The following is a 20,990-nucleotide window of genomic DNA, read 5'->3' as shown; positions in this document are numbered from 1 at the left end:
GCCTCACCGTAGCCTGACTCCGTGAACGAGATGCCCCGTGATCACCGTCCCGCCCGGTCCATCCGTGTGCTGCTCGCCGAGGACCAGGGCATGATGCGGGGCGCGCTCGCGCTGCTGCTCGGGATGGAGCCCGACATCGAGGTCGTCGCGCAGGTCGGGACGGGGGACGCCATCGTGGGTGAGGCCCTGCTGTCCCGGCCGGACGTGGCGCTGCTCGACATCGAACTGCCGGGGTGCAGCGGCCTGGACGCGGCGGCGGAGCTGCGCGAGGAGTGCCCGGACTGCCGGGTGCTGATCCTGACGACGTTCGGGCGGCCGGGGTATCTGCGGCGCGCGATGGACGCGGGCGCGGCCGGATTCCTCGTCAAGGACGGGCCCGTGGAGGAGCTGGCGCAGGCCATTCGGCGGGTGCTCACCGGTGAGACGGTGATCGATCCGGCGCTGGCCGCCGCCGCGCTGAGCGCCGGGCCGAATCCGCTGACGGCCCGTGAGTGCGATGTCCTGAAAGCATCGGTGGACGGGGCGACGGTCGCGGACATCGCCGGCCGGCTCAGCCTGTCCGAGTCGACCGTCCGCAACTATCTGTCGTCGGCGATCGGCAAGACGAGCACCCGCAACCGGATGGAGGCGGTACGGGAGGCACGTCAGCGGGGCTGGCTCTGACGGTTCCGGGGGCGACGGTCCTGGGGGCGGTCCTCCGGGAGATCCTGCGGGAGATGATCCTGCGAGCTGTCCCGGAGGATGGGTGCCGTGGGCTTCCTCGGGAGCCAGAGCGCCATCAGCAGCACGCCGACGAGGAGGATGACGGCGCCCCAGCGGAACGCCAGCGCGTAGCCCGCGGCCAGGGACACCGGGTCGGCGCCGCCGCCGGTGCGGGACGCGGCGACCGTGGACAGGACCGCGAGTCCGAGGGCGCCGCCGAGGGTGCGGGAGGTGTTGACCAGGCCGGAGACGAGGCCCGCGTCGCCCGGGTCCGCGCCCGAGGTGGCGAGTGCGGCGAGGGGGGTCGCGGCGAGTCCGGCGCCGAGCATCATCAGGATGCCGGGCAGCATGATCGCGGTGACATACGCGCCGTGCGCGCCCATCGTGGACTGCCAGCCGAAGCCGATCGCGGCGAGGAGGGTGCCGCCCGCCGCCACGTTCCGCGCACCGAAGCGGGGCATCAGGCGGGGCGCGAGCTTGGAGCCGATGACGACGCTCAACGAGGAGGGTATGAGGGCGAGTCCGGCACCGAGCGGGGTGTAGCCGAGGACGTTCTGGGCGTACAGCGTCATGAAGAACCACATCGAGAACATGCCGCCGCCGCACACGAACATCGCCACGTTCGCCGAGGCGACCGACCGTCGGCGGAACAGGTTCAGCGGCATCAGCGGCGCCCTCGTCCGGGCCTCGACGGCGAGGAAGACCCCGAGCAGCGCGAGCCCCGTACACAGGGGTACGAGGGTCGAAGCCGACGTCCAACCCGCCGCCTCGGTCTGCACGATGCCGTACGCGAGGGTCGCCGCGCCCGCCGTCACCAGGACGGCGCCCGGCAGGTCGAGGCGGCGGGCGCCCCCGGCGCGGCTCTCGGGTATCCAGCGGGCCGCGGCGGCCAGGACAAGGGCGCCGATCGGTACGTTGATGAGCAGGACCCAGCGCCAGGAAAGCCCGTCCGTGAGGACTCCTCCGACCAGGCCGCCCGCCGCACCGCCGCCCGCGCCGACCGCGGTCCAGGTCGCTATCGCCCGTGCGCGGGCCGCGCCTTCGGGCACCGCCGATGTCAGGATCGTCAGCGTGGACGGCGCGAGAACGGCGGCGCCGAGTCCCTGCGCGGCGCGGGCGGCGAGCAACTGCCAGCCCTCCTGGGCGAGTCCGCCCGCGAGCGACGCCAGCGTGAACAGGCCGAGCCCGACGAGGAACATCCGCTTGCGTCCGAACAGGTCGCCCGCGCGCCCGCCGAGCAGCATGAAGCCGGCGAAGGCGATCGAGTACGCGTTGACGACCCACTGAAGGCCGGTGCCGCTCAGGGCCAGGTCGGAGCGCATCGAGGGCAGCGCGACATTCACGACGGAGACATCGAGGACGACGAGGAACTGACCGGCGCAGGCGGTCGCCACGACGAGCCAGGTTTTCGCCGCGCGGCGGCCGGAGCGGGATGCGGTACCGGATTCGGTGCCGGAGTCGGATTCGGCGCCCTTGTGGGAGGGGGTGCGGGGCATGGGCGTAATGCTCTCAGGGCCGACTGACCTATTGCACGAGCATTTCGGGGCAGCTTCAGAGGGGGAGCCGCCAGTTCGGTCCGGCCGGGGAGCCGATCCATACCGTCTGGTCGGAGTAGACCATCCGCAGCCATTCGTCCTGCCCGGCCTCGGCCCGGTGTACGGGTTCCCACGCGCGTCCGGTGAGCCGGAAGGCGGCATCGTCGAGGAACAGTTCGCGGGGGACGACTGCGATGGCGTCGCGCCAGGCGGGGTCGAGCGTGGGGTTGGCGGCGGCGATCTCCTCGGCCAGGGACAAGCGGAGCGCGGCGGGGTCAGTGGGAATGGTGCTCTCCGTGTCAGGTCCTGACCGACCAGTAGTCGGTCAGCATTTCGCCGGGCCAGGTGGGCTCGTGGACCGGGCCGCGTGGGCCCATTGCCCCGAAGTACGGCGACAGGTCGTAGATCTTTGTGCCGATCACGGCGTCCAGGTCGGTCACGCGGAGCCTGAGTCCATCGACCTTGAGCAGTCGGGGGAAGCTCTGTGCCAACTGATTGGGGCGGCGGTGGTTGCGGTGGGCGAAGGTCCCCGTCGCCGGCCACCGGGTGTTTCCACGCGGGCTGCGGGCGTGGTACTCGACATCGTCCGGTGACGCCTGGTCGAAGTGCCACACCACCACCAGGTGGGAGAACTCCTCCAGGCCCTGCACCGAGTCGAGAGGGAACTTCGCCTCGTCGAGCTGGATCACCGACTCGACGCCGCCCCAGTAGTCGTCGGCGACCTCGGTTCGACCGGCGACGACTTCCCCGATCGGTTCGATCTCCAGAGCCATGTCCCCATCCCGGCTGTTCATTCAGTGGTTGACGCGTTTGACCATGACTGCGTACAGCGGAGAGTCGTCGGAGGGCTTGGCCTCGTCCCGCTTCTGATATCCCCAATTCTCGTACAGGGACCGCACCTTGGGGTGCGTGGAGTCGACGAGGAGCGTCACGAAGTCGACGTCGACCGTGCGGACCAGTGCGTCATGAATCCGTTGCGCACGGCCGGTGCCCTGCCACTGGGGTACCACCATCAGCTCGGACAGGGCGAAGATCCGACCGCGTACGTCCCTGGGCCGGTCCGTTCCTTTCCACCAGCCGCCTGGTCTGAACGTCGAGCCGTACGCGTAGCCGACCGGGTCGCCGTCCTCCCACCCCGAGACGCACAGCCAGTCCTCGCGCCCGGACCACAGGTCGACGAAGTACGAGAACCGTTCGCGTGAGTGGAACGGGTCGGGATCGCTCCCGTACACCTCGTCGTGGATGTCCAGGAGCAGGGAGCGGACGTCGCGGGCGTCGGCGTGGGTGTGACACTTCAGGTCCACCGGCTTGCCTCCTCGATCCAGCTCACGACCTCGGGTGCCTTCGTACCCGTGGCCTCGATGACTTGGCGTGTTCTGGCGAGCGTGTTCGTCGTTCGCTTCGAACCGGACGACGGCGACAGCATCCCGTAGGACCGCCTTCCGGTTGCGCAGGCCAGTTCCACCTCTCCCTGCTTCGCCTGGGCCAGTGACAGGTGCGCCGTGTAGAGGGCCCTGTTGCGGACCATGTCGCCGGGGATGGCGGAAAGGGTGCGGTGGAGGCAGAACTCGGCCCGGTCGTGCTCCCCGAGCGCCGTCCAGACATACGACGACAGGGCATCGAACTCGGCCCGGCAGTAGAACGCGATCCACTCCGCCGACTGCTCGCCCTGGGCTCGGCCGAACGCCTTCTCCGCGAGGTTCATGGCCCGCAGCGACTCCGTGGGCTGATGCAGCCTGGCCAAAGCGTTGGCATGCCGCATGTGCCCCAGCGACGCGCACAGCGGGTCACGCCGTGCCACCGTCGAGTGCTTCATTACCTCCGCGCCCGCTGCGGCTTCGGCGTGATGCTCCCGCTGGCTGGAGGTGAGCATCAGGCGATCCCACACCTGATACATGGCCTCACCGTCGCGCGCGAGGCCCGCGAGGGTGAGGGCCTTGTCCAGGTAGGCGCGTGCCCGCTGTGGAGCGCTTGCGTCGATGGCGACTGAGGCCGCCAAACACGTGGCGTCGGACGCGAGCCGGTACATCTGGCGTCGGATGTGGTCGGAGGCGCCGCCACTTGTGAGCGAGGACTTAATACTCACTGCGATCTCAACGGCCTTGTTCTCGATCCTCCATGCTCCGCCGACCCGCGCGTCATCGCGCAGCAATTCCGTGTACTCCCGACGGAACCGATCTGCGTCGGACTGTCCCAGCCGGGAGCGTGGTGTCGAGGTGGCTGCGGCGACGGCTGATCCGGTGGCTGCCAGAAACAAGGTACGGCGGTGCATTGGGTCCTCCGCTTGCGTCTGGCGCGCCCTGCACGGCCGGGGTGTGAATCCGAGCTCGGTGGCCGGACGGCCCAATACCGCTCCAGTCCGATGCGCTGCTTGTGCTGCGGCCAAGCAGTCTTGCCGCGCAGGTAGCGCCGGATGTCCCGATCGGTGAGGCCGCCTTCCTTCCCGGTGAGCTGCTGAGTCTCCGCGTTCACGCGGCGGGCTAACTCGGCTTGACTCATGTCGAGTTCCGCCATCGCGGCGGCTAGCTCACGGTTCTCTCCCATTGCGGCAACGTAGCTGCGCAGTCTGGCAAGGCGACACCCTGAAGGTAAAAATCACCGGGGCACGGCGTTCGGCGTCCACCGCTTTCACCTGTCTGCGCCCCTGCCTTTCGCAGTGCACTTGATTCATGCAGAAGAGCCGAGCCCCAGCCGCCGTCGTCGTCGCGGCACAACTGAGGCACCAAACTGCCTGCGGCTTCGCGGTGGCCTTTGCCCCGGACAAAGCCCGTGTCGGACACATGCGCCGGATCACTACGGCCCACTTGCGGCTGTGGAAGATATCCGGACCACCCGCCGACAACATCGTGCACGCCGTCTCCGAACTCGTCACGAACGCCATTCAGCACGGCCACGGGAACATCCGACTGAAGGTCACCCACACCGCCGGAGAGGTGCGGGTCGAGGTCACCGACGGCAACCCAGCCTCAGCTGAACTCACCGTCGCGGACGACGAAGACGTCTCCGGCCGCGGCCTGTTCCTCGTCGCATTCCTCGCACGGGACTGGGGTGTCAGCGATGGCGGCAGGACTACGTGGTGCGTATTCCGTGCGACGGCGGAGATGGCGTGATGGCCACAGTCGCGTATGAACCCGTCGCGGACCTCAGTAGCCGATATTCAGCCGACGATGTGACCGCCGGCATGCTCCTCCTCGGCCTGCGCCGCTCCCTGGCGCGCGAGGCGGTCAACGACGAACTGTACGACGACCTGGAGAGCGTCCTCGGCGAGCACGCGAACCTCACGCCCAATGAAGTCCCCTCCGTCGCAGAGCGGTTACGGCATTCCACCACCAAGCTCATCGAGATCATTCCGCACCTCGTCTCGCCGTACCCGATCGACGAGGTACGGCGCGTGATCGCCCTGTGTGCCGAACAGCCACAGCCAGAAGCTGCTCGTAGACACCTGGTCCGCCTGGCCACGGCGGTTCTCACACTCCTTGACCTGATGGGAGACGCCGCCTCCTGATCCGCCCTCCCCACTCAAACTCAACAACGACGGACTGCCCTGAGAAGCGGCTCCCCGCGCCCACGGCTCCACACCGACCTACCAGCAACCGGGAAGGCCGACTGACCGATGTCCCACCTCCAGACCGGGCGCCACATCCGCACCCACCACTCCCCGCGCAAGGACTACGAACCCCACACCCTCATGCACGGCGACCCACGAACCGAGAACAGGACGAGTTCCGCCGCCCTCAAAGCACCGCGCCGCAAACACCCCGCACTGATCCACGTACTCGGCACCTGCCTCAGCGTCACCTCCTTACTCACCGCCGTCATCGCCGCCCACACCACCCGGGGCCGGTGACGAAGCCATGGCCGATCCACTCAAGCCCGCCGCCAGCGACCCGTCCTACAGGACCGCCCTCCTCACACGCCTCTTCAAACCAGAGGAACTCGACCTGCCCTGCGCACGGGACGACCACCACCTCACCGCCCAGCAGAAGGCGACCGCACTCGCCATCGACGGCGGACCGGACGCGGACGAAGACATCACCCCCGGGTCCTGGTGTCCGTTGCGTCCTCACCACTCCGGCCCCCACTACGCCCTCCTCCGCTACCTGACCGGCGACAAAGTCGTATGGATCAGATGGCTCGGCCCCGTGAACGAACTGGTCACCCTCACCGACTGCACCCGCTCCACCACCCACGACCACACCTGCCCCCTCTTCACCGGACACCCCGGAACCTGCCCACCCCCAAGAACCGACTGACAACACCCCGCGCCCCACCGACGCTCACCCGCCCCGGCACGAGCGTCCTGGAGATCGGCCCAGGCGGGTCGGTGATCACGGCCGACACCGCCGAACCGATCCGTCTGCGTGAGAACGCACCACCCAACGAATGCAAACCAGAAGGAGAGAGAAGTGTCCATTTCCACGGCGGCGCCCTGGGGCGTGCAGCGATTGGCGCTTTACCCCGACATCACTCCCGTGCCCTACGTCCGGACGGAAATAGACCCCGAGACTCAGACGACCCGCTATCTCGACGAGGACGGCAATCGCGTCGAGATGGACGGCGGGCACGGCAGTGGAACATCAACGGCGAACCAGACCTCGACTTCGTCCGACGGAGGAGGCCCCAACCCCCCACCCCCTGCGGACGAGGACCTGACCGAAGACAGTGACTCGGACTGACATGACCGATGCACCGGTTCTCGTCGTCACCGCCCTCGGTGACGTCACGGCGGATCTGGTGTTGGCCGAGCTGTACGGCCGGGGCGTCCCGGTCGTACGGCTCGACCCCGCCGCCGACCTGCCCACAACGGCGACCATGAGTGCCCGGATCGATCAGGGCTTCTTCACAGGGGATGTCACCACCGCAACCCGGCATATCGACCTGTCGCGCGTCAGCTCCGTCTAATGGCGCCGCCCGACGCCGTTCGGTAACCCACAGGCGGCGGAGACACCCGAGCATCGGTTCGCGATCGAGCAGTCGCGCCGTGGCTACATGGGCGTACTGCACGCGATCCCCAGAGCCTTGTACGTCAACCACCCCGCACGGAACCGTGACGCCGATAACAAGGTGCTCCAGCTCGCCACCGCGGCGCGCTTGGGGTTCACGCTCCCCGACACCCTGATCACGGACGTGCCGGCGGACGCCGTGAAGTTCGCGGCCGAGCACGGAACAGTGATCTACAAGCCCGTGCACCGGGTACACCTCGCGTGCGAGGACGGGCGGAACCGAACTGTCTGGGTGCGTACCGTCCAAGCCGACCAGCTCGACAACTCGATCGCGCTGTGCCCACATCTCTTCCAAGCCTGCGTACCGAAGGTCGCCGACATCCGCCTCGCCGCCGTCGGGGATGAGGCATTCGCGACTCGTATCGACACCGACGGCGATCACCTCGACTGGCGCCAGGACCAAAGCCTGATCACCTGTTCGCCGCTCCCGGTCCCCTGTTCCGTTCGCGAGGCGGTACGCGCCTTCCTTCATGCGTTCGGACTCAGCTTCGGCGCTTTCGACTTCGCCCTCGACTCGTCCGGTCGATGGTGGTTCCTCGAATGCAACCCGAATGGCCAGTGGGCGTTCGTCGACGAGCCCACGGCCCGTGCCATCGCGAGCACACTCGCCGACACACTCCAGAAAGGCGACACCGCATGACCCATGAAACCGCCGCCGACCTGCGGCATCGACTCGTCGAACAACTCGTCGCCGACGACGTGCTGCACGCCCCCGAGGTGCGCCGCGCGGCTGAGATCGTCCCTCGCGAGGTGTTCCTCGGCGGTGCGATCTACAGGCCGAGCAGCCCGCCGGGCGTCACAGTCTGGACGCCTGTCCGTCGCGACGACATGCCCGCCGACGAGTGGCTGCGCCTCACCTATCAGAATCGGACTTGGGTGACTCAGATCGACGGCGTACTCGCCGAGGACGCCGTTGGTCCCGTCACCGGAGGGAGCCCGACCTCGTCATCGACCCTGCCCGGCGTCGTGCTGTGGATGATCGAGCAGGCCGGTGTCGCCCGTGGTGAACGCGTGCTCGTCATCGGCACAGGAACGGGTCTTTCGACCGCCTACGTCTGCGAGGTCGCCGACGAGAAGAACGTGATCTCGATCGAGACCGACGCCGATGCGGCAGAGCGCGCCCGCAAGGCTCTTGGTGAAGCGGGTTACGCTCCAACCCTTGTCACAGCCGACGGTCTGCGCGGCTACCCCGACCGGGCCCCGTACGACATCGTGATGGCGTTCTGTTCGATGCGGCATGTTCCGTACGGACTGCTACGGCAGATCGCCCCCGGGGGCACCCTGCTTGTCACGCTCTCCGGCTGGGGTGCCGCGTACGGGCTCGTCCGTCTCACGGTCGAGCAGAGCGGCGCCGCACAGGGGCGCTTCCTGCCCGGCTACACCTCATTCATGATGGCCCGCCCTCATGACCACCCCCCGCACGGGCCGGTCGAGTTGCTGCCCGGGGATGAGCGCCCGAGCCGAATCGACCCCGCCCTGCTCGACGACTGGACCGGGCGATTCGTCGCCCAACTCGCCGCGCCCTCGGCCGAGCGTTTCGGTGCGGGTGCCGAGCAGGTGCTGCTCGACGTGGCCACCGGGTCACAGGCACGGGTCCGCCCGGCCGGCGACGGCGACGGCGACGGCGACGGCGACGGCGACGGCGACGGCGACGGCGACGGCGACGGCTGGACCGTGGTTCAGCGCGGACCGCTCAAGCTGTGGGACAAGGTCGAGGACTCGGTCGCCACATGGCAGATCCACGGTTCGCCGCACCTGTCCGAGTTCGGGATGACCATCACGCCGGAGACCCAGAAGGTCTGGCTCCGCGTACCGCACGGACCGAGCTGGACACTGCCCGTCTAGCGCGCCCCGCAGAGAAGGCCCGGTCCGCGACTGGAACCGGATCGGCCTCTCCCTCGACACCGACTTTCAACTCTCTCAGTACAAAGTATGGACGCCATGGGCAGAAGTACCTATGGTCTCGGACCAAGTTGACTGTGGCGGCGCGAGGACCGCCGTGCGAGCCGCCCCCTGACGCACGTGCCAGGAGGAACCATGGACCACAGCTCACTCCGCCGATGGCGCAGATCCCTGATCGGTCTGATCGCCGCATCGTTCTTCGTCAGCGGGCTCTCGGCGTCCCCGTCCGCCGCTGACGAACGCGCCGCCCGTGACCTGCCTCCGCAGGAACCGGGTGTCACCCTGCGCGTCTACGACGTACAGGTACCGCTCGAAAAGATCTGCGCGCTCAAGCCGGGGCAGACCCCGAACGTCGACAAGCTGATGCCCACCATCGACTGGTCGTCGCCCGACGACTTCGGCGGGTTCAGCGACTACTTCGCGTCCGAGGCGATCGGCAACATCACGGTGCCCGAGGACGGCGCGTACACCTTCCGGCTGACCAGCGACGACGGTTCGCGGCTGCTGATCGACGGCCAACTCGTCATCGACCACGACGGGTTGCACGGCGCCGACCCGAAGGACGGCACCGTCACGCTGACGGCGGGCGCCCACGCCCTGCGCATCGACCACTTCGAGCGCACCGGTGGCCAGCAGGTCACGCTCGCCTGGAAGCCGCCGGGCGCCGCCGACTTCGCCGTCGTCCCGAACTCCGTGCTCAGTACGGATGCCGATGTGGTCCGGGTGACCGCCCCGGGCCGCAAGGAGTGCGAGGGCGTCAACGACTCGCCGGGCGACGGACTGCCGCTGCGGGACGTGCACCCGAACTACACGCTGACCGACCTCCGGCCCAAGGGCTTCGAACCGCAGGTCACGGCGATGGACTGGCTGCCCGACGGCCGCCTGGCCGTGGCGACCTGGGGCGGCACCGACAACAAGACCGGTGAGGTGTACGTCCTCAGCGGTGTCACGGGAAGCACCGGCCCGGACAAGGTGAAGGCCAAGAAGGTGGCCGAGGGCCTGAAGGAGCCGATGGGCATCAAGTACGTGGACGGCTCGCTGTACGTGTCGCAGAAACACGAGCTGACCCAGCTCCAGGATCTCGACGGGGACGGCGTCACCGACCAGTACAAGACCATCGCCACCTGGCCGTTCGGCGGGAACTTCCACGAGTTCGCGTTCGGGCTGCTCTACCGGGACGGGTACTTCTATCTGAACCTGTCGGTTGCCATCAACTACGGCGGTGCGACGACGAATCCGCAGCCCGCGAAGGACCGGGGCTCCACGATCAAGGTCAACCGGAAGACCGGCAAGGTCTCCTGGATCGCCGGTGGCCTGCGCACCCCCAACGGCATCGGCTGGGGCCCGGACGACGACCTGTTCGTCCTGGACAACCAGGGCGGCTGGCTGCCCTCGTCGAAGCTGGTCCAGATCAAGCAGGGCCGCTTCTTCAACCACTACACGAACCCGGCGGGTCCCTTCGACTCCGCGCCGGTCACCAAGCCGGTGCTGTGGCTGCCGCAGAACGAGATCGCCAACTCCCCCAGCACACCTCTGCTGTTGAAGAAGGGGCCGTTCGCCGGGCAGATGGTGTTCGGTGACGTGACGTACGGCGGTATCCAGCGCGCCTACCTGGAGAAGGTCAAGGGCGAGTACCAGGGCGCGGTGTTCCGGATGACGCAGGGCCTGGAGGCCGGGGTCAACCGGATCAGCATGGGTCCGGACGGCGCGATCTACGCCGGCGGTCTGGGCGCGGGCGGCAACTGGGGCCAGGAGGGCAAGCTGAGCCACGGCCTCCAGAAGCTGACGCCCAACGGCAAGAACGCCTTCGACATCAAGGCGATGCGCGCGAAGCCCGGCGGTTTCGAGCTGGAGTACACCCAGCCGCTGTCCGACGAGACGGCGAAGGACCTGGCCGAGCACTACAAGGTGGAGCAGTGGCACTACACGGCCACCGCCTCCTACGGCGGCCCCAAGGTCGGCGAGGAGACCCTGAAGGTCAGCTCGGCGAAGCTGTCCCGCGACGGCAAGAAGGTCACGCTCACCGTCGACGGGCTGAAGTCCAACCGGGTGGTGCACGTCCGCTCACCGCGCCCGTTCAGCGCGCAGAACGGTGAGACGCTCTGGAGCACCGAAGCCTGGTACACGCTGAACTCCCTGCCGGGGAAGCAGGCGACGCCGACCCAGTACGAGGCCGAGGAGGCGACGCTCACCGGCGGCGCGGGGCTCGGCACCGACCACTCGGGCTACTCGGGCGGCGGATTCGTCGACGGATTCGGCACCAAGGGGGCCGCCGCCACCTTCGCCGTGGACGTGGACAAGGCGGGCACCTACGACGTCGGCCTGCGGTACTCCAACGGGCCGAACCCCTTCACCGGGGACAAGACCGTGAGCGTCTACGTCAACGGCACCCGGGTCAAACAGACGACGCTGCCCAGCACCGGCACCTGGAACGCGTGGGCGACCGGGACGGAATCACTGCCGCTGCGCAAGGGCACCAACTCCGTCACGTACAAGGTCGACGGCGACGACACCGGTCACGTCAACCTCGACCTGGTCACCGTGCACGCCCAGGGCAGCCGTATCGCCCTCTTCGACGGATCGGGTCAGGACCAGTGGCAGCACACGGACGGCCGACCGGTCCAATGGCCGTCGTCCGGTGGGGAGATGGAAGTCTGCTGCGGAGACATCCGTACGAAGCAGGCTTTCCGCGACTTCAAGCTGCACGTCGAGTTCAAACTGCCGCTGCTGCCCGACGACGTGACGGGACAGGACCGCGCCAACAGCGGGGTGTATCTCCAGGACCGTTACGAGGTCCAGGTCCTCGATTCGTACGGGGTCCCGAAGCTCGCCAACAACGAGGCGGCGGCGATCTACCTCAAGAAGGCCGCCGACACGAATGCCGCGACGGCTCCTGAGACGTGGCAGACGTACGAGATCACCTTCCGGGCGGCGCGGTTCGACTCCGCCGGGAAGAAGACGGAGGACGCCCGCGTGACGGTGAAGTGGAACGGCGTCGTCGTCCACGACGGTGTCGCCGTGGACGGTCCGACCGGCGGCGGCGCGTCCGAGTCCGCGTCGACCGGCGCGATTCGCCTCCAGGACCACGGGAGCAAGGTTCGGTACCGGAACATCTGGATCGAACCGACAGCGTAGTTCCGTAAGCACAAGAGCGTCGGAGCAGTTGGGCGCCGCGACCGCTTCCCGGGTTTCCGGGCGGCGGTCGCCGTGCGTTGTCCCTTCACGGAGGGCTACTTACGGAGGAGGGTCACCACCGCCGCGCCGCCCAGGCCGATGTTGTGGGCCAGGCCGACCGTCGCGCCCGGGACCTGCCGCTCGCCCGCCTCGCCCCGCAACTGCCAGGTCAGCTCGGCCACTTGGGCGATTCCGGTGGCGCCGAGCGGATGCCCCTTGGAGATCAGCCCGCCGGACGGGTTGACCACCCATCGGCCCCCGTATGTCGTGGCGCCCGACTCGACCAGCTTGCCGGACTCGCCGGCCGCGCACATGCCCAGGGCCTCATAGGTGAGGAGTTCGTTGATCGAGAAGCAGTCGTGGAGTTCGACCACGTCCACGTCCTCGATACCGAGGCCCGACGCCTCGTACGCCTGCCGGGCCGCCTCGCGGGACATCGGCTGACCCACGACGTCGATACAGGAACCGGAGGCGAAGGACTCCTCGGTGTCCGTCGTCATGGTCTGCGCGACGATCTCGACGGCCCGGTCTTCGAGGCCGCGCTCCCGTACGAACCGTTCCGACACGACGACGGCCGCCGCCGCGCCGTCCGACGTCGGCGAGCACTGGAGCTTGGTCAGCGGCCGGTGGACGGTCTTCGCGGCGAGGATCTCGGCGACCGTGTAGGCGTCGCGGAACTGGGCGTTGGGGTTGTGCACCGAGTGCCGGTGGTTCTTGGCGCCGACTGCGGCGAGTTGCGCCTCGGTCGTGCCGTACCGCTCCATGTGTTCGCGCGCCGCGTCGCCGAAGATCTGCGCGGTCGGCGGGGACATCTCGAAGCCGTGCCGGGCAGCCATGATCCCGTAGTGCCGGGCCACCGGTGACGTCGAGAAGTCACCGCTGTCCGCGCCGCCGCCCAGCGCGCCCCTCGTCATCTTCTCGAACCCGAGCGCCAGGACGCAGTCGCTCACACCGCCCTCGACGAACTGCCGGGCCAGCATCAAGGCGGTTGATCCCGTGGCGCAGTTGTTGTTGACGTTGTAGACGGGGACGCCGGTGAGTCCGAGGCCGTACGCGGCGCGCTGCCCGGCGGTGGACGCCTGGAAGCAGTACCCGACCGGCACCTGCTGGACATCCTCGTATCCGATGCCCGCGTCGGCGAGCGCCTTGGTGCCCGCCTCCTCGGCCATGTCCCAGTACTGCCAGTCCCGCGTCTCGGGCTTCTCGAACCGGGTCATCCCGACCCCGACGACATACGCCTTCCCGCTGCCGGACTTCATGGTGCCGGAGTTCATGGTGTGGCCTCCCTGGCCCATCGGCCGTGCCCTAGGGGGTTTCTGATGGATCTCCGTGGAAGAAGGAGCGGTGTTCGGTGCGTGCTCTGGGGGTCCCCCCTGCTCGGAGAGCTTGGGGGAGTGCCGGGCGGAAGCCCTCGTACTGGGCGTACTTGGGTTTTCGCCCGGTGCGGCGAGAGTGCGTGCCGGGCGTCGCGACGCCGCGGAGATCCATCAGAAGCCCCCTAGTCCCGGGGCAGTCCCAGGATCCGTTCCGCGACGACGTTCAACTGCACTTGTGTGGTGCCGCCCGCGATGGTGAGGCAGCGGGAGAGGAGGAAGCCGTGCACGGCCCGCTCCCCCGCGCCCACGCGCACCGCGCCGGCCGGGCCGAGCAGTTCGAGCGCGAGGTCGGCGACCCGCTGCTGATGCGCGGTCTGCACCAGCTTGCGTACGGAGGCGCCCGCGCCGGGTTCCAGGCCCGACACCTGCCGCACGGTGGTCCGCAGCCCGACGCAGGCGAGCGCGTGCGCCTCGGCGGCGAGCGCGCCGATCCGCGCCCGGTACGCGTCGTCCAGGTCCGGCGCCCGCGCGACCAGGGCCTCGATGCCGCTGTCGAAGGTCAACTGGTCGGCCATGTGCACGCGTTCGTTGCCGAGTGTGTTCCGGGCGACCCGCCAGCCGCCGCCGACCTCACCGACGACCGCGTCCGCCGGGAGCACGACATCGTCGAACCAGACCTCGTTGAAGAGGGATTCCCCGGTGATCTCCTTGAGTGGCCGGATGTCGATGCCCTCGGCGGCCTTCATGTCGACCACGAAGTACGTCAGGCCCTGGTGCCGGGGCGCCTCGGGGTCCGTGCGGGCGAGGAGGACGCCGTGGTCGGCCTGGCGCGCGGCGGAGGTCCACACCTTCTGTCCGTTCACCCGCCAGCGCCCGTCGGGTAGTCGCTCGGCGCGGGTGCGCAGCGACGCCAGATCGGAGCCGGCGCCGGGCTCCGAGAAGAGCTGGCACCAGAGGAGTTCGCCCCGGAGCGTCGGCGGCAGATACCGCTCCCGCTGCTCGGTGGTGCCGTGGGCGAGGAGCGAGGGGACGACCCAGGTGGCGATACCGAGATCACCGAGCCGTACCTCGGCGTCCCTCAACTCCTCCTGTACGGCGAGCTGTTGGACCGGTCCTGCGCCCAGGCCGTAGGGCGCGGGGAGATGCGGGGCCGCGTAGCCGGTGGGGGCCAGGGCGCGGCGGGCGGCGGCCGGGTCGAGTCCGCGCGCGCTCCCGATCACCGTACGGGCGGCCCTGCGGTACGCGTCTGCCTCGGCCGGAAGTTCCAGGCGCAGTTCGCGCCGGGCACCGCCTTCCGCGAGCCGGACCGCGCGCAGCCGGTGTGCGTCGCCGGGGCCGACGAGCTGCCGGGCGACCAGGGCCCGGCGCAGATACAGATGGGCGTCGTGTTCCCAGGTGAAGCCGATGCCGCCGAGGATCTGGACACAGTCCTTGGCGCAGGACAGGGCGGCGTCGAGAGCGGTGGCGGCGGCGAGCGCGGCCACCAGACCGCGCGACGCGGTGCCCTCGCGGGCGACCGGCGCGGTGCCCTCGCGGACGGCCGGTGCGGTGTCCTCGCGGACGGCCGGTGCGGTGTCCTCGCGGACGGGCGATCCGTCGGCGGCGCGTGCCGCGTCCCAGGCGAGGGCCCGCGCCTGCTCAAGCCGGACCAGCATGTCCGCGCAGAGATGCTTCACCGCCTGGAACCGCCCGATCGGCCGCCCGAACTGCTCCCGCACCTTGGCGTGTTCGGTGGCCGTCTCCAGACACCACGCGGCGGTCCCGCACGCGTCCGCCGCGAGCAGTACGCACGCCAGGTCGTGTACGAGTGCGGGATCCACGGCGAGGATCCGGTCGTCCGGCACGAAGGCGCCGGTGGCGATGACCTCGGCGGTGGGGCGGGTGGGGTCGGCACTGTCGTGCACCCGGACCGCGAGCCCGGCCGTTTCGTCGCGGGCGGCCGTTTCGTCGTGGACGTCGATCGCGCACCACACCACCCCGTCCGGACCCGTGGCGCCCAGGACCAGCAGATCCGCGTCGCCGCCGGACAGGACGGGCGGGGCGGTGCCGTCGATGACGTACCCGCCCGGCGCTGCCGTCGCGGTCAGGCCGCCGGGCCCGAAGGCGACGGCACCGATACGCCGCCCGGCCGCGAGATCGGCCGCCAGATCCGCTGACAGATCCGCTGGCAGATCCGCTGACAGGTGGGACACCCCGCCGGTACCGGCCGCGCTCAGGACGGCCGCCGCGAGCGCGTTCGCGACGAAGGGGCCCGGCAGCGCGCGGTACGCGGCCTCCTCCACGATCACCGCGAGGTCCACGAGTCCGCCGCCCCCGCCGCCGTACTCCTCGGGCAGATGCGGGGCGAGCAGTCCCTGTTCGGCGAGTACGTCCCAGTGCGCGGGGCGGGCGCCGGTGCCCGGCGGGGCGTCGAGGAGCTTGCGTATCTCCTCCGGTGGCACGGTTCGCGCGAGGAGGCCGCGCACGGCCTCGGCCAGTTCCCGCTGCTCCTGTGTGATCCCGATCCCCATGCGGCGCAAGACTAGAACACGTTTCAATCTGACGGAAGGTCAGATACGGGGGAGATCGTTGCCTGAGTAAACAAGAAGTCAAATCTCGCCGTCGTACGACGTTCATCGGAATAGCAGCCCGGGGCGGAAAGGTTCACCTTGCACGTACCCCACGCACCCTCTCCCCCGCCCGGAGGCAGCACGCGATGACGCAGACGACGGATTCGTCCGCCCTTCCCCCCGATCCTGACCGCACCCGGAACCCCGGGCGCGGTCTCGTTCCGGTTCTCGCCTTCGCGGGCATCGTCGTCGCGGTCATGCAGACCCTGCTCGTCCCGGTCATCAAGGACCTGCCGGCGCTGCTGAGCACCACCCCGTCCAACGCCACCTGGGTCTTGACGTCGACCCTGCTCGCGGGCGCCGTCTCCACGCCGATCATGGGCCGCCTCGGCGACCTGTACGGCAAGCGCCGGATGCTGCTGAGCAGCCTGGCCGTGATGGTGGTCGGTTCGCTGGTCGCCGGGTTCACCAGCGACCTCCTGGTGATGATCGCCGGGCGGGCGCTCCAGGGCTTCGCGATGGGTGCGATACCGCTCGGCATCGGACTGATGCGGGACGCGCTGCCGCGCGAACGGCTCGGCTCGGCGATGGCCCTGATGAGTTCGTCGATCGGCGTCGGCGGCGGTCTCGCGCTGCCCGCCGCCGCACTGATCGCCCAGCACCTCGACTGGCACGCCCTGTTCTTCTCGTCGGCGGTCCTCGGGGTGGTCTCGATCGTCCTGACCCTGCGGGTCGTACCGGAGTCCCCGCTGCGCGCCCCGGGCCGCTTCGACCTGCCGGGCGCGCTCGGCCTCTCGGCCGGTCTGGTCCTGCTCCTGCTGCCGGTCACCAAGGGCAGCGACTGGGGCTGGGGCGCGCCGCTCACGCTCGGCCTGTTCGGCGCGGCCGTCGCCGTACTCCTCGCCTGGGGCGTGATGGAGCTGCGGGTGAAGGCCCCGCTGGTGGACCTGCGCACCACCGCACGCCGCGAGGTACTGCTCACCAACCTGGCCTCGGTCATGCTCGGCGTCGCCTTCTACGCCGTCTCGCTCGTCCTCCCGCAGCTGCTCCAGCTCCCCGCCTCGACCGGGTACGGCCTGGGTCAGTCGATGGTGGTCGCGGGGCTGTGCGTGGCGCCGCTGGGTCTGACGATGATGTTCATGGCCCCGGTGTACGGGCGCCTGTCGTCCACGTACGGCCCGAGGGTCACGCTGATCCTCGGCATGCTGATCATCGCGATCGGCTACGGCGCCGGGATCGGCATGATGAGCGCCGCCTGGCAGACCGTCGTGATCTCGGTGGTCCTGGGCGCGGGCATCGGTCTGGCGTACTCCTCGCTGCCCGCGCTGATCATCGGCGCGGTCGACCCGTCCGAGACGGGCGCGGCGAACGGCCTGAACACGTTGATGCGGTCGATCGGTACGTCCGTGTCGAGTGCCGTGATCGGTATGGTCCTGGCCCGCACCGCCACCCAGGCGGGAGGGGTCGCGGTGCCGACGCTGCACGGTTTCCGGCTCTCGTTCCTGATCGCCACGGGCGCGGTCGCGGTGGGGCTGCTGTTCGCGGTGTTCCTCCCGTCGCGCCGGAAGACCGCGGCGACGCCTCGCCTGGAGACAGCGGAGACGGCGGAGACAGTGACGGCACCGCGGTGCCCCGGGTTCCGGGGCCGGGTGCTGGACGCGGCGGGTCTGCCGGTGGCCCGCGCGAAGATCACCCTGATCGACCACCGTGGCCGCCAGGCGGGCGCGACCCTGACGGACGAGACGGGGCGGTACGCGGTGCCGGTACCGGCGGGCGGAGCGTATGTCCTCGCGGCGACGGCTTCGGGCCACGCCCCTTTGGCCCGCGCGGCAACAGCCTTGAACAGGGAGGACACGGTCGAGCTGGACCTGCGCCTGCCGGCGACGGCCCCGGCACATGTGACCTGACCTTCGTCCGCGCCGACTCCCGGTCGCCCCGGTCACCGGTCACCCCGATCCGTACGGGACCATGACCGTATGACCACCGCGCCCCCGTCCCCCGAAGTCCTGGACGCCTTTCGCGCGGCCAAAGGGTTCCTCCCGGAACACGAGGGGCTGGCGCTGCATCGGGCGGCGCTCGACGCCGGCCGCCTCGGGCTCCCCCTGCTGGAAGTCGGCACGTACTGCGGCCGGTCCACGATCCTGCTCGCCGACGCCGCCCGCGCCCGCGGCGTCACCGCGGTCACCGTCGACCACCACCGCGGCAGCGAGGAACAGCAGCCGGGCTGGGACTTCCACGACCCGGAGGTGGTGGACCCCGAGCTGTTCGACCCGGCCACCAGAGCCGCGCCGATGGACACGCTGCCCACCTTCCGCCGCACCCTGTACCGCGCGGGCCTGGAGGACCACGTCGTCGCGATCGTCGGCCGGTCCCCGCAGGTCGCCCGGATCTGGAGCGGCCCGCTCGGTCTGGTCTTCATCGACGGCGGCCACACCGACGAGCACGCCACCGCGGACTACGAGGGCTGGGCACCACGTCTCGCGGACGGCGGCCTGCTCGCGATCCATGACGTGTTCCCCGACCCGGTGGACGAATTCACCGGCCAGGCCCCGTACCGCGTCTACCTCCGGGCACTGGCGTCCGGCGCCTTCTCGGAGGTATCCGTGACCGACTCCCTGCGCGTCCTGCGCCGAACAGGCCCCGGCGCCTGACCCCGAGGTTAGAGTCGCTGTCGTGTCGTACGCAGGTCCGGAATTCGAGCCCACCCCGCCGCCGAGCCGCTCCCGTGGGCGTACCGCCATGGTCGCGGTCGCCACACTGGTGCCCACGGCGCTCGTCGCCTGGCTGATCTGGACGGTGGTGGGCAGCGCCTCCGACGGGGGCGGGCCCGCCCGCTCGCTGCCCGAGACGCACGGCTCGGCCACGGTGTCCGGAACCGAGGCCGACCCGACGCCGACGCCGTCGCGGTCCCCCGGTCCGAGCAAGAGCGCCAAGGACGGCGACAAGGACGACACCAAGCCCGGCGGCAGCCAGCCGTCGTCGTCCGCGCCTGCCGCGAAGGGCCCCCTCAAGGGCAAGGTCGTCGTCATCGACCCGGGGCACAATCCGGGCAACTTCCAGCACACGACCGAGATCAACCGCCAGGTCGATATCGGGACGAATCGCAAGGAGTGCGACACCACGGGCACCTCCACCAACGCGGGGTACACCGAGGCGCAGTTCACCCTCGACGTGTCCCGCAGGCTGCGGACGCTGCTCCAACAGCAGGGCGCCACGGTCACCTTGACGCAGAACGCTGACCGGCCCTGGGGCCCCTGCGTGGACGAGCGGGCCCGGATCGGCAACACGGCGAAGGCCGACGCGGTGGTGTCGGTGCACGCCGACGGTTCGGCCGCGGGCAACCGGGGCTTCCATGTGATCCTGCCCGCCCTGGTCAAGGGCGGCGGCGCCGACACGGCCCCGATCATGGCGCCCTCGCGTGACCTCGGTGAGCGGATCGCGGGCAATTTCGTGCGCGCGACCGGCAGCGCGCCCTCCAACTATGTCGGCGACGGCACGGGCCTGGACGTCCGCAGCGACCTCGGCGGTCTCAACCTGTCGAAGGTCCCGAAGGTGTTCATCGAGTGCGGCAACATGCGGGACTCCAAGGACGCGGCGCTGCTGACGGACGGCGCCTGGCGGCAGCGCGCGGCGCAAGGGATCTCTGAGGGAATCGTGAGTTTCCTGCGAGGGTGACCTTTCCTGCCCCTGACCTGGCAGACACCCCCGCCATACGGACGATAGTGTCACCTCTACGATGGGGGGCCACCCCCGCGCTTCGTACCGTGAACCACCGCGGCCCCGCACCATCGCACGACCGCGAGACACCGCGACCGATCGGCGACAGCGACGCCCACCAGCGACCGACCAGACGACTGACGAAGGACCTGAAGTGAATATCCGCTCCCTCACTAGAGGCGACGGCGTGGTGATCGGAGCAGCGGTGTTGCTGTTCATCGCCTCGTTCCTCGACACGTTCGACTGCAAGGGCGGCAGCTGCGACAACGTGCCGAACGCCTGGGACAACGGCAACCTCATCATGAGCGTCTATCTCGCGGGGATCATCGCCGCGGGCCTGATCATCGCGAGCCGCGCCCTGCCCGAGGGAAAGAAGGTCGCCGGTCTCGAACTGGCCCAGGTCGGCGTCGCGTTCGCGATCTTCGCCGCCTGGTCGTCGCTCGGCGCCATCTTCGACCCGGCCGGTTCGTTCGACGACCTGCTGGGTCTCGGTGGCGACCTGTCGAGCGGTGTCGGCCTCATCCTCGGCCTGATCGCCGCGCTGGCGCTCGCCGGCGCGGCCGTCGCGACCCCGCTCGTACCGGCGCTCAAGGCACCGCTCGTCGGCGCCCCGCGCCCGCAGGTCCCGCCGTACGGCGGCCAGCCGCAGGGTGGTTACGGCTACCCGGGCGCCCAGCAGCAGCAGCCGTACGGGGGCCAGCAGCCGCCGCAGCAGAACCTGTTCGGCGGCCAGGCCGCGCCGCAGCCGCCGCCGGCCGGTGCGGGCCAGCCCGGTCCGGCACCGCAGGCAGCCAACCCCGGTGAGTTCTCGCCGTTCTGGTTCGCGGTGCCGGTGCCGCGTCCGCTGTACCCGGAGGACGGCTCCCCCACCCCGATCGCCGAACTCGCCCCCGGTACCTGGTACTTGGCGGTCGAGCAGCGGGGTCCCGGGCTGATCGCGCAGACGCAGGACGGTCGGCGCGGAATGCTCCAGGACACGACGGGCATCCAGCGCGGCTGACCCCGCGTCCGCTTGTACGGTTGGCGACGGCCTCCACCCTGATGGGTGGGGGCCGTTGTCGTTGCCCGTGTTCCCGTGGCCGTTGCGCCGGG

21 protein-coding genes are annotated in these 20,990 nt (G+C 69.8%); 14 read left to right on the top strand and 7 right to left on the bottom strand.

Annotated features, from left to right (window positions below; all coding sequences use genetic code 11):
- Positions 1 to 30 precede the first annotated feature (30 nt).
- Entirely contained in the window at positions 31 to 663 is a 633-nt protein-coding gene (locus ACFVT5_RS35005; RefSeq protein ID WP_389896975.1) for a response regulator, read from the top strand.
- Here ACFVT5_RS35005 and ACFVT5_RS35000 read toward each other — a convergent pair.
- Genes ACFVT5_RS35000 through ACFVT5_RS34980 form a run of 5 tightly spaced genes read right to left on the bottom strand, consistent with a single transcriptional unit; the run spans position 645 to position 4,236 of the window.
- Positions 645 to 2,198 carry an MFS transporter gene (locus tag ACFVT5_RS35000; RefSeq protein WP_389896539.1) on the bottom strand — a complete coding sequence of 518 codons (1,554 nt, stop codon included), beginning with the start codon at positions 2,196 to 2,198 and terminating at the stop codon, positions 645 to 647. The two genes, ACFVT5_RS35005 and ACFVT5_RS35000, sit on opposite strands and share 19 nt — an antisense overlap.
- 55 nt (positions 2,199 to 2,253) lie before the next feature.
- Positions 2,254 to 2,496 (bottom strand): hypothetical protein, encoded by a 243-nt coding sequence (locus ACFVT5_RS34995; RefSeq protein WP_389896537.1) that lies wholly within the window; start codon positions 2,494 to 2,496, stop codon positions 2,254 to 2,256.
- A gap of 40 nt (positions 2,497 to 2,536) precedes the next feature.
- Positions 2,537 to 3,010 (bottom strand): TrmO family methyltransferase, encoded by a 474-nt coding sequence (locus ACFVT5_RS34990; RefSeq protein WP_389896534.1) that lies wholly within the window; start codon positions 3,008 to 3,010, stop codon positions 2,537 to 2,539.
- A gap of 21 nt (positions 3,011 to 3,031) precedes the next feature.
- Positions 3,032 to 3,541 carry a GNAT family N-acetyltransferase gene (locus ACFVT5_RS34985; RefSeq protein ID WP_389896531.1) on the bottom strand — a complete coding sequence of 170 codons (510 nt, stop codon included), beginning with the start codon at positions 3,539 to 3,541 and terminating at the stop codon, positions 3,032 to 3,034.
- A complete protein-coding gene (locus ACFVT5_RS34980; RefSeq protein ID WP_389896529.1) occupies positions 3,532 to 4,236 on the bottom strand; it encodes a hypothetical protein in 705 nt (234 codons plus the stop codon). Before ACFVT5_RS34980 ends, ACFVT5_RS34985 begins: the two co-directional genes overlap by 10 nt.
- A 670-nt stretch (positions 4,237 to 4,906) precedes the next feature.
- On the opposite strand from ACFVT5_RS34980, the gene ACFVT5_RS34975 reads away from it, so the two are divergent.
- From ACFVT5_RS34975 to ACFVT5_RS34935, 9 genes are all read left to right on the top strand, one after another.
- Positions 4,907 to 5,347, top strand: coding sequence for an ATP-binding protein (locus tag ACFVT5_RS34975; protein ID WP_389896526.1), 441 nt, complete (start codon positions 4,907 to 4,909; stop codon positions 5,345 to 5,347).
- The gene (locus tag ACFVT5_RS34970; RefSeq protein WP_389896523.1) at positions 5,347 to 5,742 is read left to right on the top strand and encodes a DUF6415 family natural product biosynthesis protein; all 396 of its coding nucleotides are present in this window, start codon (positions 5,347 to 5,349) and stop codon (positions 5,740 to 5,742) included. Before ACFVT5_RS34975 ends, ACFVT5_RS34970 begins: the two co-directional genes overlap by 1 nt.
- 108 nt (positions 5,743 to 5,850) lie before the next feature.
- Positions 5,851 to 6,084, top strand: a complete 234-nt coding sequence (locus ACFVT5_RS34965) for a hypothetical protein (RefSeq protein WP_389896520.1) — start codon at positions 5,851 to 5,853, stop codon at positions 6,082 to 6,084.
- A gap of 7 nt (positions 6,085 to 6,091) precedes the next feature.
- Positions 6,092 to 6,490, top strand: a complete 399-nt coding sequence (locus tag ACFVT5_RS34960; RefSeq protein ID WP_389896517.1) for a hypothetical protein — start codon at positions 6,092 to 6,094, stop codon at positions 6,488 to 6,490.
- 153 nt (positions 6,491 to 6,643) lie between these two features.
- Positions 6,644 to 6,913 (top strand): putative ATP-grasp-modified RiPP, encoded by a 270-nt coding sequence (tgmA, locus tag ACFVT5_RS34955; protein ID WP_389896514.1) that lies wholly within the window; start codon positions 6,644 to 6,646, stop codon positions 6,911 to 6,913.
- Position 6,914: 1 nt separating this feature from the next.
- Positions 6,915 to 7,139, top strand: coding sequence for a hypothetical protein (locus tag ACFVT5_RS34950; RefSeq protein ID WP_389896511.1), 225 nt, complete (start codon positions 6,915 to 6,917; stop codon positions 7,137 to 7,139).
- A gap of 87 nt (positions 7,140 to 7,226) precedes the next feature.
- Positions 7,227 to 7,880, top strand: coding sequence for a hypothetical protein (locus ACFVT5_RS34945; RefSeq protein WP_389896509.1), 654 nt, complete (start codon positions 7,227 to 7,229; stop codon positions 7,878 to 7,880).
- Positions 7,877 to 9,085, top strand: a complete 1,209-nt coding sequence (gene tgmC, locus ACFVT5_RS34940) for an ATP-grasp peptide maturase system methyltransferase (RefSeq protein ID WP_389896506.1) — start codon at positions 7,877 to 7,879, stop codon at positions 9,083 to 9,085. Before ACFVT5_RS34945 ends, tgmC begins: the two co-directional genes overlap by 4 nt.
- Before the next feature lie 192 nt (positions 9,086 to 9,277).
- Complete coding sequence (locus ACFVT5_RS34935; RefSeq protein WP_389896504.1) at positions 9,278 to 12,277, top strand: family 16 glycoside hydrolase; 3,000 nt, start codon at positions 9,278 to 9,280, stop codon at positions 12,275 to 12,277.
- A gap of 95 nt (positions 12,278 to 12,372) precedes the next feature.
- On the opposite strand, the gene ACFVT5_RS34930 is transcribed toward ACFVT5_RS34935, so the two are convergent.
- Together ACFVT5_RS34930 and ACFVT5_RS34925 are read right to left on the bottom strand one after the other, a co-directional pair.
- Positions 12,373 to 13,590, bottom strand: a complete 1,218-nt coding sequence (locus ACFVT5_RS34930; protein WP_389896501.1) for a lipid-transfer protein — start codon at positions 13,588 to 13,590, stop codon at positions 12,373 to 12,375.
- A 224-nt stretch (positions 13,591 to 13,814) separates the two neighbouring features.
- Positions 13,815 to 16,142, bottom strand: a complete 2,328-nt coding sequence (locus tag ACFVT5_RS34925; RefSeq protein ID WP_389896499.1) for an acyl-CoA dehydrogenase family protein — start codon at positions 16,140 to 16,142, stop codon at positions 13,815 to 13,817.
- 185 nt (positions 16,143 to 16,327) lie between these two features.
- Here ACFVT5_RS34925 and ACFVT5_RS34920 point away from each other — a divergent pair, with 185 nt between their 5' ends.
- The 4 genes from ACFVT5_RS34920 to ACFVT5_RS34905 all read left to right on the top strand — a co-directional run bounded on the left by ACFVT5_RS34920 (position 16,328) and on the right by ACFVT5_RS34905 (position 20,898).
- Complete coding sequence (locus tag ACFVT5_RS34920) at positions 16,328 to 18,088, top strand: MFS transporter (protein ID WP_389896496.1); 1,761 nt, start codon at positions 16,328 to 16,330, stop codon at positions 18,086 to 18,088.
- Between the two features lie 69 nt (positions 18,089 to 18,157).
- Positions 18,158 to 18,832, top strand: coding sequence for a class I SAM-dependent methyltransferase (locus ACFVT5_RS34915; RefSeq protein WP_389896494.1), 675 nt, complete (start codon positions 18,158 to 18,160; stop codon positions 18,830 to 18,832).
- A 22-nt stretch (positions 18,833 to 18,854) separates the two neighbouring features.
- The gene (locus tag ACFVT5_RS34910) at positions 18,855 to 19,856 is read left to right on the top strand and encodes an N-acetylmuramoyl-L-alanine amidase (RefSeq protein WP_389896492.1); all 1,002 of its coding nucleotides are present in this window, start codon (positions 18,855 to 18,857) and stop codon (positions 19,854 to 19,856) included.
- A gap of 196 nt (positions 19,857 to 20,052) precedes the next feature.
- A complete protein-coding gene (locus tag ACFVT5_RS34905; protein WP_389896489.1) occupies positions 20,053 to 20,898 on the top strand; it encodes a hypothetical protein in 846 nt (281 codons plus the stop codon).
- Positions 20,899 to 20,990 lie beyond the last annotated feature (92 nt).

It is taken from the genome of Streptomyces sp. NPDC058001 (assembly GCF_042886315.1).
Lineage (GTDB): Bacteria > Actinomycetota > Actinomycetes > Streptomycetales > Streptomycetaceae > Streptomyces.
This window is presented reverse-complemented; position numbering and strand designations above follow the sequence as displayed.

What these genes read in the sequence shown, in the direction of transcription:
- ACFVT5_RS35000 (WP_389896539.1), bottom strand. Translation starts at nt 2,198, where the DNA reads ATGCCCCGCACCCCCTCCCACAAGGGCGCCGAATCCGACTCCGGCACC.
- ACFVT5_RS34945 (WP_389896509.1), top strand. Translation starts at nt 7,227, where the DNA reads ATGGGCGTACTGCACGCGATCCCCAGAGCCTTGTACGTCAACCACCCC.
- tgmC (WP_389896506.1), top strand. Translation starts at nt 7,877, where the DNA reads ATGACCCATGAAACCGCCGCCGACCTGCGGCATCGACTCGTCGAACAA.
- ACFVT5_RS34965 (WP_389896520.1), top strand. Translation starts at nt 5,851, where the DNA reads ATGTCCCACCTCCAGACCGGGCGCCACATCCGCACCCACCACTCCCCG.
- ACFVT5_RS35005 (WP_389896975.1), top strand. Translation starts at nt 31, where the DNA reads ATGCCCCGTGATCACCGTCCCGCCCGGTCCATCCGTGTGCTGCTCGCC.
- ACFVT5_RS34915 (WP_389896494.1), top strand. Translation starts at nt 18,158, where the DNA reads ATGACCACCGCGCCCCCGTCCCCCGAAGTCCTGGACGCCTTTCGCGCG.
- ACFVT5_RS34975 (WP_389896526.1), top strand. Translation starts at nt 4,907, where the DNA reads ATGCAGAAGAGCCGAGCCCCAGCCGCCGTCGTCGTCGCGGCACAACTG.
- ACFVT5_RS34950 (WP_389896511.1), top strand. Translation starts at nt 6,915, where the DNA reads ATGACCGATGCACCGGTTCTCGTCGTCACCGCCCTCGGTGACGTCACG.
- ACFVT5_RS34920 (WP_389896496.1), top strand. Translation starts at nt 16,328, where the DNA reads ATGACGCAGACGACGGATTCGTCCGCCCTTCCCCCCGATCCTGACCGC.
- ACFVT5_RS34990 (WP_389896534.1), bottom strand. Translation starts at nt 3,010, where the DNA reads ATGGCTCTGGAGATCGAACCGATCGGGGAAGTCGTCGCCGGTCGAACC.
- ACFVT5_RS34925 (WP_389896499.1), bottom strand. Translation starts at nt 16,142, where the DNA reads ATGGGGATCGGGATCACACAGGAGCAGCGGGAACTGGCCGAGGCCGTG.
- ACFVT5_RS34960 (WP_389896517.1), top strand. Translation starts at nt 6,092, where the DNA reads ATGGCCGATCCACTCAAGCCCGCCGCCAGCGACCCGTCCTACAGGACC.
- ACFVT5_RS34970 (WP_389896523.1), top strand. Translation starts at nt 5,347, where the DNA reads ATGGCCACAGTCGCGTATGAACCCGTCGCGGACCTCAGTAGCCGATAT.
- ACFVT5_RS34935 (WP_389896504.1), top strand. Translation starts at nt 9,278, where the DNA reads ATGGACCACAGCTCACTCCGCCGATGGCGCAGATCCCTGATCGGTCTG.
- ACFVT5_RS34930 (WP_389896501.1), bottom strand. Translation starts at nt 13,590, where the DNA reads ATGAACTCCGGCACCATGAAGTCCGGCAGCGGGAAGGCGTATGTCGTC.